The 18,702-nt window shown below is 43.0% G+C and carries 11 protein-coding genes and 1 pseudogene; 3 read left to right on the top strand and 9 right to left on the bottom strand.

Annotated elements, in window-relative coordinates; all coding sequences use genetic code 11:
• Window positions 1–112, top strand: a 112-nt coding sequence (locus IM479_RS10475) for a transposase (protein WP_071784045.1), incomplete at its 5' end; no start/stop codon positions are given.
• A gap of 233 nt (window positions 113–345) precedes the next feature.
• On the opposite strand, the pseudogene IM479_RS10470 reads toward IM479_RS10475, so the two are convergent.
• Window positions 346–3,129 (bottom strand): annotated as a pseudogene (locus tag IM479_RS10470) (type IIG restriction enzyme/methyltransferase); the annotation flags it as partial.
• 462 nt (window positions 3,130–3,591) lie between these two features.
• Here IM479_RS10470 and IM479_RS10465 point away from each other — a divergent pair.
• Together IM479_RS10465 and IM479_RS10460 are read left to right on the top strand one after the other, a co-directional pair.
• Window positions 3,592–4,371, top strand: coding sequence for a hypothetical protein (locus IM479_RS10465; RefSeq protein WP_287685950.1), 780 nt, complete (start codon window positions 3,592–3,594; stop codon window positions 4,369–4,371).
• A 49-nt stretch (window positions 4,372–4,420) separates the two neighbouring features.
• The gene (locus tag IM479_RS10460) at window positions 4,421–9,058 is read left to right on the top strand and encodes a hypothetical protein (protein WP_287685949.1); all 4,638 of its coding nucleotides are present in this window, start codon (window positions 4,421–4,423) and stop codon (window positions 9,056–9,058) included.
• A gap of 42 nt (window positions 9,059–9,100) precedes the next feature.
• On the opposite strand, the gene IM479_RS10455 is transcribed toward IM479_RS10460, so the two are convergent.
• The 8 genes from IM479_RS10455 to IM479_RS10420 form a co-directional block, all read right to left on the bottom strand.
• Complete coding sequence (locus tag IM479_RS10455) at window positions 9,101–9,844, bottom strand: DUF1995 family protein (RefSeq protein ID WP_287685948.1); 744 nt, start codon at window positions 9,842–9,844, stop codon at window positions 9,101–9,103.
• 246 nt (window positions 9,845–10,090) lie between these two features.
• Window positions 10,091–10,363, bottom strand: coding sequence for a hypothetical protein (locus IM479_RS10450; RefSeq protein WP_287685947.1), 273 nt, complete (start codon window positions 10,361–10,363; stop codon window positions 10,091–10,093).
• A gap of 5 nt (window positions 10,364–10,368) precedes the next feature.
• The gene (locus IM479_RS10445) at window positions 10,369–11,169 is read right to left on the bottom strand and encodes a hypothetical protein (protein ID WP_287685946.1); all 801 of its coding nucleotides are present in this window, start codon (window positions 11,167–11,169) and stop codon (window positions 10,369–10,371) included.
• A gap of 121 nt (window positions 11,170–11,290) precedes the next feature.
• Window positions 11,291–13,036, bottom strand: a complete 1,746-nt coding sequence (locus IM479_RS10440; RefSeq protein WP_287685945.1) for a diflavin flavoprotein — start codon at window positions 13,034–13,036, stop codon at window positions 11,291–11,293.
• Between the two features lie 154 nt (window positions 13,037–13,190).
• Complete coding sequence (locus tag IM479_RS10435) at window positions 13,191–13,691, bottom strand: phosphate-starvation-inducible PsiE family protein (protein WP_287685944.1); 501 nt, start codon at window positions 13,689–13,691, stop codon at window positions 13,191–13,193.
• A 191-nt stretch (window positions 13,692–13,882) separates the two neighbouring features.
• A complete protein-coding gene (locus tag IM479_RS10430; RefSeq protein WP_287685943.1) occupies window positions 13,883–15,607 on the bottom strand; it encodes a diflavin flavoprotein in 1,725 nt (574 codons plus the stop codon).
• Between the two features lie 654 nt (window positions 15,608–16,261).
• Complete coding sequence (locus IM479_RS10425; protein ID WP_147070726.1) at window positions 16,262–16,747, bottom strand: DsrE family protein; 486 nt, start codon at window positions 16,745–16,747, stop codon at window positions 16,262–16,264.
• A 141-nt stretch (window positions 16,748–16,888) separates the two neighbouring features.
• On the bottom strand, window positions 16,889–18,568 hold the full coding sequence (locus tag IM479_RS10420) for an ABC1 kinase family protein (protein ID WP_287685942.1): 1,680 nt from the start codon (window positions 18,566–18,568) through the stop codon (window positions 16,889–16,891).
• Window positions 18,569–18,702: the final 134 nt, after the last annotated feature.

The raw sequence follows: 18,702 nt of genomic DNA, 5'->3' as shown, positions 1-18,702 counted from the left end.
GGTCGAGGGAATCAACAATAAACTTAAACTAATAAAACGAAGAGGCTATGGCTTTAGAAACTTTCGGAATTTTTGGGTTAGAAGTATGTTATCTTGGCATCTTGTCTGTTGATTTAGCATAAAGAGTAACGAAGAGCCTAACTTTGCTCCGAATTTCAAATCAAATAAAGAACCTATTTGAGTTTCTGCATTAATTTTAATTTTATCGTTGAATGATATAGTTAATTCTTCATCTAAAGCTGAAACAGTAATCTTTTGGTCATAGCTCCAATGAGAAAGCATAACTGCTTCCAATCTTTCATTAATTGTAGAGATATTACGATCAATACTACAAATATGTATCTCATCATTATTTGGTTCTTTTTTTGAAAACAAAAGTAATGTTTCAACTACGGCACTTTCAAAAATATTATATACATTTACTATATTGGTTGTTCGATTTTCTTCAAACAAGAATTTTCTCAATTTTTTGTCATATTTAGTTGTTAACCAATAATTTGGAATTATTAAGCCAAGAAAACCTTTCTGGTTCAATATTTTTATGCCTAACTCAGTAAATATCCCAAAGGTATTAATTTGATATTCTGTAGTCTTGTAATGTTCATAATATAAAGCTTTCTCTTTTTCATCTAGATTTTTTGACGGTACATAAGGAGGATTCCCAATCACCACATCAAACCCAACAAAATCCCCGTCATCATTTAACACTTCGGGAAACTCAAACCGCCATTCTAAAGCATTCTCATATAGCCTACCGCTTTCAATATCTGCAATTTCAGCAGTTAGCTTATCAATCTCATTATTTAACTTAGTAACTTTTTTCTCCCGCGCTTTTTGCTCCGTCTTAGTCTCCTCAAATAATAAACCCTGATTTTCCAGATTATAAAGCTCCCCTTGTAATTGACGTAACTTCACCTTCTTAGGATCACCAATTAATAAATTAGCACTAAACCCAGCTTTAATCTTAGCAATCAGCGTTTCCATCTGCCGCTTTTGTCCCTTAGTTTCTGCATTGCGATAAGTCTGTACAGCATTGCGATATTCCTCAATACTAAACTTCTGCTTCTGTAAAACCTGTTTAACATCCACATCCAAAGCAAAGCGACTAATCAAAGAATTACCACACTTGATATTAATATCAATATTTGGCAAAGTTTCCAAATTGCCATCTTCTCGATAATAAGCATTCTTTAAAAGCTCAATCCATAACCGCAAGTGACAAATCGTCACGGAATTAGGGTTAATATCCACCCCAAATAAACACCCCTCGATAATCGTCTGTTTCTCATGAAATAAGGCTTGCTGTACCCGTTGCTTTTCTTTATTATTCGGATGATAAGCAAATAAATTACCTTCATCATCGTAAACCAGTAACTTATCATTTCGCACCTCTACCCGATAATCTTTTAGCGACTTACCCGAACTATCTAATAAAACCCGTAACTCACTCTTAATCGCAATTATCTCATTTAAAGCCGAAACTAAAAAATGTCCCGAACCCACCGCCGGATCACAAATCTTTAGACTATTAATAATAGTATTCGCCTCTTTTTTATCCTCAATTCGTTCATACAAATCATCTAAAGTTTGACAATTCCAGCCTTTTACTTCATTAAACTTCTGCACGATCGCTCGTCGTATCGTTTCCCGACACATATACATGGTAATAAAACTCGGTGTATAAAAAGAACCATCCTTATAACCATTAATCTTTTCAAAAATCAACCCCAACACCGAAGCATTAATTAACTTTTCGCTATCTTCTTGAGGATTTTCTAACTCATCTCGATCAAATTTATAAGCATCCAAAAACTCAAACAAATAAGCCAAAGAATTCAACTCAACTACTCGCTTATTACCCTGATTATCTTTTAGCACCGTACCTGCAAAAATGGGTAAAGTTCGCTCCCGCAAATTGCCAATGACAATCGTTTGCTGTTCCGTATCCGTTGGCTCAAATAGCGAACTATTTAAATAAGGTACATGAGCAAAAGTCGTTTTAACCTTAGCCTCGCGCTTATTTGTCTCCCTGGCTAACACATCAAAAAACAAACTATCGAGATCATCATAACTGGGAACTTTCGCCAAATTCAGAAAGGCAAAATCTCGATCGCCTTGATGATATTTAATTAACTGCGCTTCCAATAATTTGAGAAACAAAACCCGATTAATCCAATTAATTGATAACCGCAACGCCACATTAAAAAGCCGTTCCTCATCCGTAGTTCCAAACTCTTCAGGATTTTTTAATTGTGCAATTTTATCTAAACTATCCAACCGACTAATCGCATTTTCAATCAGTGAACCATCACAGCGATCGCCTTCTTTCATTCGTCCGATTAACTTCTTGCCTTTATCCTTAACTTCCGTCAAACCAATAATATACAAAAGCTCATTATAAAAAGGCTTATTTAAAGTATTACTGTCATTAACAAAAGGTAACTTAAGTAAATGCTCTGGCGAAAGAATCTTGTAAATATCCAGCCAATCTAAATTTTCCAGTTCTCGCAGATCAAAATGAGTAAACTTAATTTGCTCAATAACTTTAGTGATGGCTGGTTCTGCAATTTGTTGATAGAAAAAATCCGTTTTCGTACTACTCAGTCTCCCTTCTTCAAAATCGCAAAACTGGTTAACTAGAGCCTTATTAGCAAAAAATAACTCCTCAAAAATCTTCCCATCGAAAATAAACCACTCATAAATATTTGTCACGATCAAGTGTTTAATATCAAGATTTTTATCCGTCACCCTTTCGCGGAGAAAATATAAAATTAACTGCTGAAAAGCCTTAGTATTGAGATGATCCAGTCTTGGCATTTCTGCATTTATTGTCCGAGTAGGTTTCTTCGTCTCAAAAATAACCCCCACTGGACTTTTAACATCCTGGTTATTATGAATCACCAGATCAATGCGCTCTTTTGTATTGATAAAATAGCGATCAGTATAATAGGTATTTTTAAAAAAATCTATCAGCAAATTTTTATTAAACTCTTCCAACTTTTTGCTGTCACATTGCTCCAACAAGCGCGTTAAATTAGCTTGAAAAACCTGAATTGTTTCAGCATCAGGCTTAATTTTCAAGTACACCGGATTTAAGGCTTGCTTGAGTTCTCGCTTATTGACAATCATAAAAGTTTACCTCTAGGGAAACTACCGATTAATTTTATTATAAGTAGGGAGGCACAATTATTTGTAGGATGGGTTAGCGCACTTCGTAACATGAGCGGGCGTTGGGTTTCATGCTTCAACCCAACCTTGTATATTGAGAGAAGTGGTAGACCGTCCCAACCTTGGTCAGAAAAGACCGCTTCGTAGCAAGGGTAACCACCATAATCTCCCTGACAAAACTCGAACAGTCGCCGGGGTCGTGGCGAAAACAATCAAGCGATGCAAACGCAAATCTTAGCGGTTGAGTCGGAAGATTCCCGTCAATTGATAGTCGCTACACTATACTCGTTGTCAAACAGCCAAGTTATGGTTCACAATTATGCTATTTTATGGGTAAATTCACAAAGTGTCACAACCGCTAGTGAAACTTGATCAATCTTTTTCTAACATAAAAGAAAGAGAAATAAAAAAGATGTGATTTAGATGTTTTTAAGCTATCTAGGATTTATCGGATTTTGTGTGATTTTTGGAGCCTTAGTCTTACTAGCTTTTGGGGTTTTACGATGGTTGCAAATCCCGTCAGGAAATTTAATCGATTGGTTGATTGGGATCGCCAGTTTTTGGTGGTTGTTAGTGATTGTGACTGTTCCTTGGAACATTTATTTTGATGCCCAGGAAGTCATCGCAGAAGCAGCAATTTCTCAAGAAAAAAATATTCCCGTAGATCGGAAACAAGTTGATTATGTTAAGACAGTAGCGCGTTGGTCAATTCGGCTCGCAATCGCCTTACATTTGCTGTCAGGAATTGGACTTTATACCTTAGCATCAACGGGAATTAGTGCAGTAGGATATGTGAGTTCCGGTGCAACTTTATTATTGACAGCTTTACGTCCGGCAATTCGGGCTTATCAATATTTAGCCGTGCGTTTGTCAATGATTCGACAACAGATTAAGTATCCCAGAGAGGATGTAGTAGAGTTGCGCAATCGCGTCTCTAATTTAGATGCTAATGTGGCAATAATCATGGAAAAACTCGATACAGAAAATCCCAACTCTTGGGCAGCTATACAGCAACAAGAAGTCAAAATAACTCGCCAAGAATTAGCCCGTCTGAAAGCCTTACTAGAACAATTACAGGCTAAAAATCAGGTTGAACATGAAGCCTTATCTCAGGAAGCACAAAATGCGATCGCACAACTGACAGAAGACAGTCAATTTCTCAATCATGTACGAGAGATTATTCGTTTTTTCAAGACAGCTTAGATGAGATTAATTTCTTAAGAAATGTAACCTTACTTTTGTCCGACTACTTATGTCATTTCAAGAGAATCGAATCATCCCAATAGAAATCGTCAATCCCAACTCGCCAGCCGAACTTTTACTAGCTCTCAATCAATGGCTAGAATTAGAGTTGATTGTCGACAAAAGACTAGAATTAGCAATAAATGCGAGAGAAAATTCAGTTCAAGAAACCCTCGCTCTGACAATAACCACCAGCGTCCCTATATCTAACTTTTTAGAAGGTTTGGGGCAATGGCAGCAGCGAGGCTGGCTGACTGCTTCTCAAATCCGGGTTGTTATAAGAGTGAGAGCTTCCCATCCCTCTCTACTACAAGGTTTAGAACAATGGCTCCAATTAGGATTAGTTGAGGAATCTCAAGTCAAGCAACTGTGTCGGGAAAACCTCTCCTGTGTCATGCCTATACTGACAACTGCCCCTACCAGAGAGCCGCTGCCAGACCCCATCTCCTCCCAGCAGACTCCCCCACCCGCGCTACCTTCTCGACGGCCAGAAGCTCCCCGTAGAATCCCGCCACAGCCGCCAACATCTCCTCGACGGCAGGAAACTCCCAGCCAGTTTGGACAAATGTTACAGTCTTTGATGGCAGAATTGAGCGTCCTCTGGCTGCTGCTGTTGGGGGTCTTCATGGTGGTCATCTCCTCTGGTGTCCTCGCCGCCAACTTTTGGGAAAAATTCTCAACCGCCGGACAGTATGGGGTTTTGTGGCTTTATACTTTAGCTTTTTGGGGAGCCAGTTTTTGGAGTAGCCAACAGCCGGGCCTGCGCCTGACCAGTCAAGCTTTGCGCCTCGTTACCCTGTTGCTAGTACCGATGAATTTTCTGGCCATGGATAGCTTGGGCTTGTGGCGCAACCCTCTAGACTGGTTGATTGTGGTAGTGGCTGCCCTTTCCCTTACCGCCGTGACAGTTCAACTATTCCGGGGGAGGTACGGGGGAACTGGTCCGGCAGGATTTTCTCAAAGTCTGCCGAATCACTTGGGATTGAGCTATCTGCATTGGGGATGGGCAATTGGGGGTTTTCCCTTGCTGGCAACTTACTTGGGCGTGGTGGGAACAACTTTGATCTCCCTTTCCCGTGTTCCTGAAGCGGCTAGACAAGAAGGAGCATCAAGGAGAGCAAGATTAGCCCCTTTTAGCTTAAATGAGGCAATTGTCGTCTATGGGCTAGTTATCCTGCTGGTGCGGGCAATTTTTATCGCTCAGGTGGAGATTAGCCAATTGGGGCTGGCTGTGGGGATTTGCGGCTGGTTAGCCAGTTGGCAGACCAGACAATCTGTTTCCTTGTGGCAGCGTATCGGCGGTAGCTTGCTGCTGCTAGGTTGGTTACTGTCGGTAGGTGAAACACCCTGGCAAGCCCTAGCAGTGAGTGGTTTATCACTCCTGTTTTTTGCCCGACGCATCGGTTACTCCTGGCGGAAGTTCGACTTGGCAGCAGCCTTGCTGATTGGGTTGCAGGGGTTGTGGCTGGCTTGGCGCTTGCTTCCAGATACTTTTAGACAAGCGGCAATCGCCTTGGGGACTGGTTTAACTGGCGCTGAAGCTACCCCTTGGGCGTTACTAAGCTTAGTGCTCTTTCCTTACCTAGTCTTAATCCTATTCCTGAGAGATTGGTTCTCCCAATTGGGCAAGCGGGAATTAGCCTCTTTTACCGGCCCGATAGCCTTGTTCTGGGGAACAACCTTGACCTTTTGCTCCTTAGTCAATCCTGCCTTGAGGACGCTCAACTTGGCAGCTTCAACCCTGGCGTTAGTAATTTTCAGCCAACGGCAAGTCAAACTAGCTTCCCTTCAAGAGATTTCCCGCCGTTTTCTCTCCCTGGCCTATCTCACTCACCTAGCTGGCTTGCTCACCCTAATTTTGGCGATTGACTGGGGATGGCCAAGGTTGAGTTGGGCAGTTTGGGGCGTGATTTTAATCATGCTGGCGGTGCTGGAATTGGCATTCAGCGTGAAACAGCCCTTTCCTCCTACTTCCTTGCTCCATCTCCTACACCACACAACTTGGCAGCTGGGACTAATCTTGGCTGGGCTATCCTATGGCTTGTTTGTCCTCAATCAGGTGGCAGTTTTCGCCCAGTTGACCTCTGTGTTGGAGCGCCCGCTTATGGGGCTAGAGTGGGGCTTAGTCTGGGGTTTGGCTCCCCTGGCCCTGACTGGGGTGGGAACTTGGAATCTGGCTCGGCGGGAAGTTGCCAGTTGGTTGAGTATAGAAGCTTTAGCCCTGTGGCAGTGGCTTATCTTAACAGCCCTCCTCTCCCAAGGGTTGGAACCAGGAATTGCCTCAATTAGCTTAGGGATAGCTACAGGATTGATGTTCGTCAATAGCCGTAACTTAGAGCAGGTAGCAGCAGCAGCGATTACCGTAGGTTTTGGCTTGAGTTGGCTGGCACTGTGTTTGTGGGATGGCAGTTTTGGTTGGGCATTGCGGCAAGAAGCAAGCTGGCTGTTGGCAGGGGTAATTACTGCGACAAGCTTGTGGATTCTCCGCCAATGCTTAAGGGCATTACCGAATAATTTGGCGAGAATTTATGCCCAGGTTAGCGATGGTTGGGCAACTTGCCTCTCGCTCCTGATGTTATTGGCGCTTTCTGGCAATGTCTTTAATTCTCCAGACGGTAAAGAAGCGATCGCCACTTGGCTGCTGATGGGGGCGACAGCTTATCGCAGTTGGCAACCCTCGCGCCAACCTAACCTAGTCATTTGGTTGAGCATCTCAGTCCTGCTAGTTGCCCAAATTCCCACCTGGGTAGGGGAAGAAACTCGTCTCGTCACCTTGGCGATCGCCACTGGGTTGATGTTCTTTCAGACTCATCGCCTACAAAAATTAGCAGCGGCTGCCATCACGGTCGGCTTGTCCTTGGGGTTGAGTGCTACCTTACTAGAGAGATTGTCTGTCTCTGGATTAGCTTGGCTGTTGGCGGGGGCAATCGCCCTTATCCCCCTCTGGCTGTTGCGCGATTGGTTGAGCCAGCGGACTTCTGCACTTGCTCTCCTCTATGCCCGCGCCTGCGATGGCTGGGCAATCACCCTCTGTAGTCTGGAGTTAGTCGCCCTGACTCTCCATTCTCTAGCCGTTTACTGGGATTGGATGGCTGCCTCGAGCCTCTCTGTCCTAGCGGCTGCCCTGACTTTAGGGGCGATCGCCTATCGAAGCTACCTCGAGCCGAGTAACTGGGGCATCTACGGGGTAGGCTGGAGCTTGGAACTGTTCACCATCGAAGTTCTCAACCTAACTAAGCAGTCTTTAATTGCCCTGGCGATCGCCAATATTCTCTTGGGATTGCTTACCCAACTGTTGGGAGATTGGTGGCACAGATATCACAGGCGGGAAATGCTCAATAGCTGGAATATCCTACCCTTGCTCTATGGGGCATTAGGAGCCGCTCTGCGTTGGGGATTTTTCAGTAGTTGGACTGGCTTGAGTTCTTTGGGACTGGTACTGATTGCCATCGGAGTTGGGCGGCGCTCCTCGGACGGGAAGCCCTTGTTGTACCTGGGAATTGGCGGGATCTCCATCTCAGCCTACGAGCTATTGTTTTATCAAATTGCCGACCTGTCCCAAGGCGATCAATTTTTGGCAATGGCAGCCCTGGCCGCCAGCTTGGTTTACGGCTATCGGTTGCTCTCTCCCTGCTTGGCTGGCTACTTGCATCTGACGGGTTCAGAATTGAAGTTGGTTGCCCACCTGCACTGGGCTTTGGGCAGTTGCCTGTTACTAGGGGCTTTATTCTATCCCGTTGCAGTCAATCAACTGTTGGGATTGGCAACCGGTATCTTTTTGACTCGTTATGCTATCTGGCAAGGGCGCAACCATCCTGACCAGGCGATCGCTGAAATCTGGGTCTATCTGGGTATTCTAGAAGCCACTGGGATTGGGGTTTATGCTGCCAATACTATTCCTCCGATGGAATTCTTCTCTCAATACCTAGTTTCTTGGTTGGGAGTAATCGCCTCTGGGGTGGCTGTTTTCACCTATCTGCTCCCTTGGCGGCTTTGGGGCTGGCCGCCTCGTCCTTGGCAATTCCTCGCTCTTGTTCTTCCCGGACTCGCCCTTGGGGGCAGTTTAGACAAGCTCAATCCCCTAAGTTTGCTGGTGGTGGCTGGATTCTATGCTTGGCTGGCTTGGCTGCGGCAGCAACCCCGGTGGCGCTATCTTACCCTCTTGTTAGTGAATTGGGCGATCGCCCTTTGGCTGGCGGCTTTCTCTCTGGCAACTCCCTTCGCCTACAGCAGTCTTGTCGGACTGTCTCTCCTCTGTCTTGTCTGGATAGAACCTACCTGTCAGGGGAGGCAAGGCAAATCCTTGCGCCACCTGCTCCGCCTCTTGGGAACAGGCATTATTGCTAGTGCGGCTCTCTGCTTTCATCATCAGACGGGAATCCTGCCTGGCATCCTCAGTTTAGTGGCAATTTTTGCCGGATTAGCCTTACGAATTCGCGCCTTCCTCTATCTTGGCACTTTTACTTTTGTGGCTAATGCTTTCTATCAGTTGGTAATTTTGATTTCCCTTTATCCTCTGCTTAAATGGATTATCGGATTGCTGGTGGGGGTTAGCTTGCTCTCAATTGCTGGCAATTTTGAAACTCGCCGTACTCAATTAACTAGCTTGCTGCAAAATTGGCTCAGAGACTTACAGGAGTGGGATTGACATACTCCCACCGTCACAGCGTAACTTGACGGGGGGAGTATGTCACTGTTGCAATGCTTTTAAGAAGCGTCCCATAGTGGCAAATAAACCGGACTTTTTGGCTTTATTAGCAGGATTAGGACTATCATTAGGAGTATTACTAGAAGCTTTCAGAATCAGATTTTCTAAAGCTTCGCCCATGGGTTTAGTGGGTTGTTCGGAAATTAACTCGTAACCGTTTTCTTTTTCTAGCCAAACTTGCCACAAAGAGGGATAGGAACGATACACGATCGCTGATTCCAAGGGACGAAAATAATAACAACTTTCTAGGGTACTTAAAAATCTTTCTCGCAATTGTCGGGCTGCGTAACCGATACCTACTACCGATACATCTTCCAATTGGGGAATCAGAAGAACCACGGGGCGCTCTTCGGCCAGGTTACAGAGTTTTTCTACGGAATTAATCTCGACCGAGGAGGGACAAACAACTAAAAAAGCTTCATCTTCGGGCTTAATTTTGTTTTCGATGGGAATAAAACGACTACCTAAATCTCCCAGTTGAAAAACTGTTTCTCCCCAATCCCGTCGAGCTAACATGGCGGCCCCAGTATCGGGAAAAATTACCCTTAAACCAGAACCATAACTGTCAAAAATAGAGCTAAAATCAAGGGCTAAAGCTTGCGCTTGTAGAGCAATTTCTGGGATAACTAATTCCACTTGTACGCGTCTAGATCCCGATTCTAGAGCCAGTTGGGTGGCGGCTTTTGCTTGCAGGATTGTTTCTTCTAGGGAATTGGGTAGGGTCATTTCAGTTATCAGTTATCAGTTATCAGTTATCAGTGACTACCACTGGTCGTCGGTGGCTTAAAATCAGAAAGATTTTAATTTTTATCCCCTTGTTCTTGTCCATAAAATGAAGCGGTATTGACAGATAAATTTAGATGAAGTATGACGGGATTTGGCATCATCCCCAGCATTAAGATAACTCCTATAAAATACTTTTAGTTTTTAAGAAGAAATTCGGTAATCGGGGAAAAGGTGAGGAGAGAAAGCTTAGGAAAGCTGATAGGAGCCGTGACGTTGGGCATAATAATCGAGAATTGCCGTCACCAAAGTGCGATCGCTTTCCTGAAAAGCCTCGGTATAGTTAATTTCTAGACTACCGATCTGACTTTGGTGATAATCGAATTGTTGGAACTGCTGGGGAGTGAGGTGGGTTTCGACCCCTTGAACCTGTTGTAAATGGCTGGCTAATTCTCGATAGATAGCCAAGGGCATTCGCAGATAAATAATGGTTTGTTTTTGTTGAATAGCAATCGATCGCACGGGTTTTACTCTCCTGATTCGGAAACATTATAGCTGATCGAGGCTTGCGGTGCGGCGGCGGGTTCGGGGACACCATCCCCTAAACGACGGGTAATAGTTCGACCGCGTTGTTGTAGGACAATATAGGGGTTATCGGGATCGGTGTTGATCGCTTTAACTAAAATTAAACCATTAGAGAGGGTAGAACCGGGGATAACTCGACGTTCCGTGGCTTCTCCCGGGGCTTTCACGATCGCCATAGGAGTGCTAGGTAATTGGACGATGCCCGATACTTGCACTTCTTCTGCTTCCGTCGGTTGCGGTGGTGGTGGCGGCACTTTCACTATCGGTAGTCTAAGAGTGGGCGGTGCTTTCACTATCGGTAGTCTAAGAGTGGGCGGTGCTTTCACTATCGGTGGTCTGGGAGTGGGACGATTGACCCTGGGTGCGGGTGCGGGTGCGGCCGCGGGTGCGCCGGTGGCCGCCGGAGTCCCAGCCGGGGGTTTTTCCGCCACTGTAATTGTAATATTTGGTTGTAGGTCTAAGGGGGCAAAGGGATCCTTATCCCTGGAACCGCGATTAATTTCCGCCCGTTTTTGGTCAGGATCGGTAGCAGGAATCAATCTCGCTACCCTTGGGGTGGTTGGTTTGGTAGCCGGTTGTACAGGATTGCTAAAGGCGGGTGGTTGGGCAGCCGGGGGACTAGGAGAGGGGGTGGGGGTTTCTTGGGTAGGCGGTGGGGATTGATTAGCTTGGTCAGAAGCTGGACACCCCACCAACAATAAAGCGACACTCCCCACCGATAGGATTAGCGGCAATTTTTTCATGGGGAAACAAAGACAAAATAACCCGGTCGGACAACCTTGTATACTAACATAACATTTGTTTCCCAGAAATCTAGGCCGATGATGGGGGGAAAGTCAGGAGCTTTGCCCCGCTAGTCCAGTTTTAATACTGACTACCGGATTTGCGATGACCGATGGCGGTGACACCGTTACTATCCAAAACTTGACCGCGCTCGACGGTAGCATAGACTAACCAGCGATCGCCGCATAGTTGTCGCTCTTTGACCGTACACTCTAGATAGGCGAGACTTTCGCTTAAAATCAGACAGCCATTTTCCCCGGCTTGGGTTTCTAATCCCGTAAAGACATCGCCGCCAGATTTGATGCGATTGGAAAAATGACGGCGTAAATTGCGCCCTTCCTTGAGAATATTCAAGGTAAAGGCGGTTCCTGAGTTAATTAGGCGATCGGCGGCTTGTTCGTCAGCAACGGCGATAATTAGCCCCGGGGGGTTAAAACTGGCTTGGGATACCCAAGAGGTCAGGAAACCAGCATGATCCTCGCCCTGACGAGTGGTGAGAACAGAGAGGGAACCGACGATCCGACCAACGGCCTGGGCAGTGCGATCGATTTGTGTTTCGGTCATTCCCTGTTGGGGAACCCGCAATTTTTTGGTTTTTTTCAAGGTCCGGGCGAAGGTTTCTCCGGCTAAATAACCTGCTTGTAAACAGCTTTCTGTGGGGCTAAAACGCACGCGCAAGGATTCAAAACCGAGGCGATAATTGGCATCTTTGAGTTTAGTTTCAATTAAATCTACAGCTTCCCCACTCCAACCGTAGGAACCAAAAACCCCGGCTAATTTAGTTTTTGCTGCCGTGGAAAGAACGATTCCTAAAGCGGTTTGGATCTGGGTGGGAGCGTGACCGGCTAAGGTGGGAGAACCGATAATAAATCCGTCACAATTTTCGATCGCTTGACTAATTTCGGCGGGGGTGGCAAACTCACAATTTATTGATTCTACGGCCAGATCATTTTCTAATAATCCCCGTTCGATCGAGCGGGCCAGGGTGGCAGTATTTCCGTAGGCAGAAGCATATAATAAAGCCACTTGTAGAGGTCGAGTTTTTTGTTCTTGACACCAATAACGATAATCGTGGGCAAGACGACTAAGACTATAACGAATTATCGGACCGTGGGCGGGTGCATAATATTGAGCGGGAAATTCTTTAATTTTGTCGAGGGCTGTTTCTACCGCTTTGGATTGCACGGCATGGAGACAATCAAAATAATAACGACGATCCACATCTAATTCTTTCCAATTCTTATCCCAAAGAGCGTCACTGCACAGATGCACACTAAAGAATTTATCGCTGTATAAAATTTGGGTTTTTTGGTCAAAAGTGCAGATACCATCAGGCCAGCGCGGCGTAGGGACATTAATAAAACTTAGTTGATGACCTTGCCCTAAATCAAGGATTTCATCGGTTCGTATGCCAAAAATTTGTGCATCGGGAAAGGCATTTTTAAGGGTATTGACGGCAGATTTAGAACAGAGGATGGTGATTTGATGGGTTTCGGCTAATAATGCCTTTAAAGTGACGATACGGTTGGGATTAACGTGACTGAGAATCAGATAATCGAGACGATGTAAGGAGATATATTGACGAATTTCTTCTAAATAAATTTCGGTGAAGGATTCTCCAGGGGGATCGATTAAGGCGGTTTTATCACCACAGATAAGATAGGAATTAGCGGTGGTTCCCCGTTGACGAGCATATTCTATTTCAAATTTTAATCTGTCCCAAGTACGGGAGCGAAAAACCCAAGTTTTATCGGCAATTTCTGCGGTTTGAACATCGCGGGAGCGATTATTAATAGCAGGATTAGGAATTAAGGTAGTAGCGCTCATAATTGTTAAGTTTGGTGTTTGGTGTTTGGTGTGGGGTGTGGGGTGTTGGGGTGTGGGGTTTTAGGGTTTTAGTTGAAATTACTCTATCTCCCCATTTCCCTATTCCCCCATTTACCTATCCCCTTCTAACTGATAACTGATAACTGATAACTGACTAAATTTTGCTGTTTATTTCAGTTAATTCTTTAACTAAATGTTGACGATAACGTTCAGAAACTTTTTGTTCAGGATCGATACCTTCAAAGGTGGGAGGAAGCCAAACTCTTAACACCATTAATGTGCCGAGAACTATTAGAAAAGCACAGGCAGCTAATACTTGTGTCCAATTAGTTTCTAGGACTCCTCTAACAATTAATTCTCGCAAAACCGAGACGATAGAAACTTCCACAGCAACACCGATAGAAACTCGTTTTTCTTGCAAATAAATAATTAACAATCGGAACAATTCTACTAGAATTAAGAGGAATAAAATATCGGCGGTAACAATCCGAAATTGAATCGGTGGCAGCAGCGACATAAACATTTCTCTGACTTCTAACACCATGAAGCTAAATAAACCAATACAGAGAGAAATGACAATTAAATCTTGAATCATTTCTAAGACTTGCACTACTCGCACCATCATTGGGGAAGGGTTTTTAATTGGTTCGTACATTTTATTTCTCCTAAGATTGATAGAATTGGGTGTTTCAGTTATCAGTGAGCAGTAAACAGTAATCAGTGAAAAGAAAGCGGTAACTTCCTACTTAACACTATCCCCTGAAAACTCACATCTGATAACTCACATCTGATAACTGATAACTGATAACTGATAACTGATAACTGATAACTGATAACTGATAACTGTTAATAATGGTTGCCAACTTTGCGATGATGGACAGCAGTTAAGACATCTAAACGGGCAACTCGTCCAGTATTAACGGTACAATAAACTACCCAATGATCGCCGCAATCTAAACGACTGGTTACTTCACATTCTATGTAAGCTAAGGCATCGGCTAAAATTGGTGATCCATTATTGGCAGTATAGGTTTTAATGCCTTCAAAACGATTGGCACCGGGAGAGAAACGCTTGAGGAAATGTTTCATTAATTTCTGGTAATTATCCTCAGCTAAAACATTTAAAACAAAGGTATCGCTAGGCTGTAAAAAGGATACCATTGCCCGATCTTTGGCCACTGCAATCGCCACACCTAAAGGATTTAAACTTGCTTGTGTCACCCAAGAGGCAATCATGGCACTAGATAAATCGGCTTTTTGGGAAGTAATTAAGTACAATCCGGTGCTAATACGGCCTAAAGCTCTTTCTAAGTCGTTGTTAATCGATTTAATTTGTTTAATCGTTTTTTCTCGGCTTAACCATTGGCCGAGGTCGGTTCCTGCTTCATCGGCAATAAAATCGAGGGATTGATTGGGATTGTCTTTAACTAAAAGAGGAGGAAAAGCTTCGATCGCGACCATTTCCTGTAATTTATTTCTTAAGGGAAAAATTGGTTCATCTTCCCCACCTCCTGACTCAAATAATCCTACCGCTTGTTTGCCATTAACTGAAGCAAGAATTGTGCTTAAAATCGTCTGGTTAATCGGGGAAGATTGGGGAGGCATTCCGATGACAACTCCCTTAGACTGATTGATTAATTCTCTGACTTCGTGGGGATCAGCATTATTCATATCGACTAATTCTGTCACCACATCAGTTTTAGTCAGACCCTGACTAATCATAGTAGCTAAATGTTCACTTTGTCCGTAATCTTGGGTAAAGAATACAGCCACTAAAGTATCGGCAGAAGTTTGTTCTTGACTCCAAGTTTGATAGCGTCCCACCCAATCAGAAATATGGTGTTTTAATAGGGGACCGTGACCGGTGGCAATGAGATTAATCTCAAATTTCTCGATTCTTTTAATTGCCCCTAAAACTGAACGAGCATTCGGTCGCATCAGACAGTCATAATAGGTTTGAAAATCGGCTTCTAGCAGCTCTTTTTCTCGATCGTAGGTTTGATCATCGCAAAAGTGCATTCCGAAGGCATCACAGGTAAAAAGGGTGGCAGTTTTAGCATCAAAAGTGAAGATAGTATCAGGCCAATGAAGATTAGGGGCTGAAACAAATTCTAAGACATGACCATTACCTAAATCTAAAGTATCACCACTTTTAACGATTAACTGTTTAAAGGGTCTGTGTACCATGTTTTCGAGGAATTGCATGGCAACTTTTGCCCCAACCACGGTAACTTCTGGGACTAATTCCAAAACTTCTTTGACTAAACCACTGTGGTCGGGTTCGGTGTGACTGATAATTAAATAATCAAGATGATTGATATTGATTAGTTTAGTTAATTCGTCCAGATAAAGGCGATCAAATTTGCGGTGAGATGTGTCAATTAGGGCGGTTTTTTCCCCTTGAATAACAAAAGAATTATAAGTGGTACCGTTTTCTAAACCAAATTCGATATCAAAGCGCTCGCGATCCCAATCCAAACAGCGCAAGGTAAAAGTATTTTCGGCGATTTCTTGGATTTGTGTGGTTAAACGGCTGGTTTTAGCGGGTTTTGGGGTGATTAAAGCAACCATAATTTCTATCTCCCACAGGATTTGATTCGGAACTGCATTTGCTTAATTCCTATGGTGACTTGCTTTCAGCGATTTGTAAAATACCAATTACTCAAGTAAATGATTAGTTAGATTTATATAACCTTTTGTCTATGGTTACGAGTATTAATTTGAGTGCCAGCATTGCCGAATCAAGATCTGAATACTATAGCAAATAATGGGTTATTTAGGACGCTTTCAATTTTCAAACTCTTATCTGAACAGGGTTTCAGCGATGGATTGTCCTAAGCACCTTGGTCTTTGCTATAAATCCTGTTATTAAAGACTGATTATCTATTTCTCCTTTTGCATTTTGCATGAGTACCTTTTGCCTGTCCTCATAAGTAGCCTATACTCAACGGATTTAGTATGAGTCCCTCGGATCGATTTCTCAACGTTTGTCTCTTGCACTTTTTTGACTAAAAAAGTCCCAAAACCGTTTTCTAGTAAAGCTCCCAGTAATATTCAGCAAACCCTAGATAGTCAACAGCTTAGCTTTCTGGGGGGCGGTCCACGAACCAAGAAAAATGGTATAACGACTGAGTCAAGAGCGGCCGCTCTTTTAAGCAAAAATAAATCTACTAATAATAGAGACCTTATTGTTAAGGTCTCTAGATTCTCTAGAAAATGCTAGATTTACCAGCTAATTACTTTAACCGTTTCGTTAAATAAATTTGCTTCCAGGGAATCGGGGGAACTTGTCACCACACCGGCAATTAGATCTTCGGGTTTTATTGCTGCTTGTTTCATACAGGAGGGACAAATTAAGACTTTTCCCCCTTGACTGATGAAATCTACTAACATTGCTTGCAGGGTTTTACCGGTGATACCGTTAGTGTGTTGAGGAATTGTCGTTGCGGCGAGGTGTACCCCTGTAATATTCAAAAAAATAGTGGTTGAGTGACCTTTTTTCAACATATTGGTGGCGACACCAATGGCCATTGCAGCTCGCCAAGGATCATCGGTGGTTAAATTAACAAATAAATCGGTTTTTTGTTGACCGACAGCAATTATTGCTTCGTTAGTTTGTACTGGAGAAACGCCAGGATTAGCCAAGACTGGGATAGATGTAACTAAGGATAATCCGACCAGGGAACTAAGGGCTAAAGATTTTAACAACATTTTCTTGTCCTCTTGCTGCTGGGTACAATGAAAACATTTTTATTATGATAATTTCTGGAAATCTTGTCAACAGACAGCCCGTCAAACTTTAATTTTTGTTGCCGATAACAAAAACCATCTACTAATAAAAATGATAATTATTTACTTGTCTAACATTTTATCTAATCTTTCCTGAATCAATAAAGCCATGGAAGAACGCAGAAAAAATAAAGCAAATAACCCGGCTAAACTGAAGGGAATAATGGCCATTTTGCTATAGTTGGTGTCTAATAAAAATATGGCTGAGATAATACTAAATCCCAGTAAACAGACATTAATTAATACTTTAATTCCTAGATAAATTCTTTTCAGAAGTCGTTCATTTTCCCGTGACTTAACTTGAAAAACTAAATTTCCTCGCTCGATTTTTTCCTCTAATTGACGGATCATTCTCTCGTTTTTATTACCTTTTTGCCATTGTTGTTTAAGAAAAGTGCGCGCTTGATTAGCTAGGGTAAGCATGGTGTTGGTAGTTCCTCCCGATACCGCTAGACTTTTCACAAAAGGTTGACTAGCTGCTAATAAATTATACTGGGGATCTAAAGAGCGGGCAATCCCATCCAAAGTGGTGACAGATTTAATAATAAAAGTCATTTGGGGAGGTAAGCGAAAAGGTTGCTGTTTAAACATTAAATACACTTGATCGCTAATTTGTTCAAAGGCCCTCACATCTACCGGTTTATCGCGAAATTCATCTAAGAGAAACTGCACGATATTTCGCACAGGTTGCAGGTCTCTAACAGGTTCAATTAACCCCATATACATCAAGGTTTTTAAGACTGTTTCCGTATCCTTTCTCAAGATAGCGAAAAAGGTTTCGATCATTTGATCTTTAGCGACGGACTTTAACTCGAACATCGTGCCGAAATCGTAGAAAATTAACTCCCCTTCCTGACTAACTGCCATATTACCCGGATGGGGATCTGATTGAAAAAAACCATCCTGTAATAGTTGTTTGAGATAGGAACATATCCCCAGTTGAATAATCCCATCTACGTTAATACCATTAGCTAGTAAAGTCTCTCGATCATCGACTTTAATCCCCGGCACATACTCCAAAGTTAGTACCCTGCGGGTGGTATATTGCCAGTAAACTAAAGGAACTTTTACCTGGGGATAATTCTTAAAATTTTCCCGAAAGCGATCGGCATTTTTGCCCTCATGAATATAATCGATTTCTTGAAAGAGTAGTTCAAAGAATTCTTGATAGATAGCTTCTAAATTATATTTTTTCACCACGGGGAAAATATTTAACCAACGGGTGAGACGATGCAACAATTCAAAATCGAGATTAAATAGTCCTTCCAAATTCGGTCTTTGTACCTTAATAACGACTTCTTCCCCACTTAATAACCGCGCTCGATGCACTTGTCCTAAACTGGCACAAGCGAGAGGAGACACGGTAAAACTTTCAAATAAATTATCTAGGGTTTGTCCTAATTCTGTTTCAATAACTCCGATCGCTTCTTGACTATTAAATTCGGGAACTCGATCCTGTAATTGGGTTAATTGTTCGATATATTCGAGCGGAATTAAATCTGCTCGCGTCGATAAAGATTGCCCAATTTTAATAAAAGTTGGCCCCAAATTTATCAGGCGATCTACTAACCATTTCGCTCTCCTTTGCCGTTTTTTGCCCCTATTAGCCCCCGTTAAACGATCCCAGAGCAAAAAAGTCAAAAACTGCATTGTAAAGCCAAATATCTCCAATTGACGAACAATCGGCGCTCGCAAGCTTTGCTGCCAATGTAAAGATTTGGGGGAATCAAAAGGAGTAAGCATCAGTTATCAGTTATCAGTTATCAGTTATCAGTTATCAGTTATCAGTTATCAGTTATCAGTTATCAGTTATCAGTTATCAGTTATCAGTTATCAGTTATCAGTTATCAGTTATCAGTTATCAGTTATCAGTTATC

Origin of the sequence: Microcystis sp. M165S2, from assembly GCF_020245885.1 — a bacterium.
In the GTDB taxonomy this organism is placed as follows: Bacteria; Cyanobacteriota; Cyanobacteriia; order Cyanobacteriales; family Microcystaceae; genus Microcystis.
Note: the sequence above shows the minus strand (reverse complement) of the source record. Positions and strands in the feature narration are given on the sequence as shown.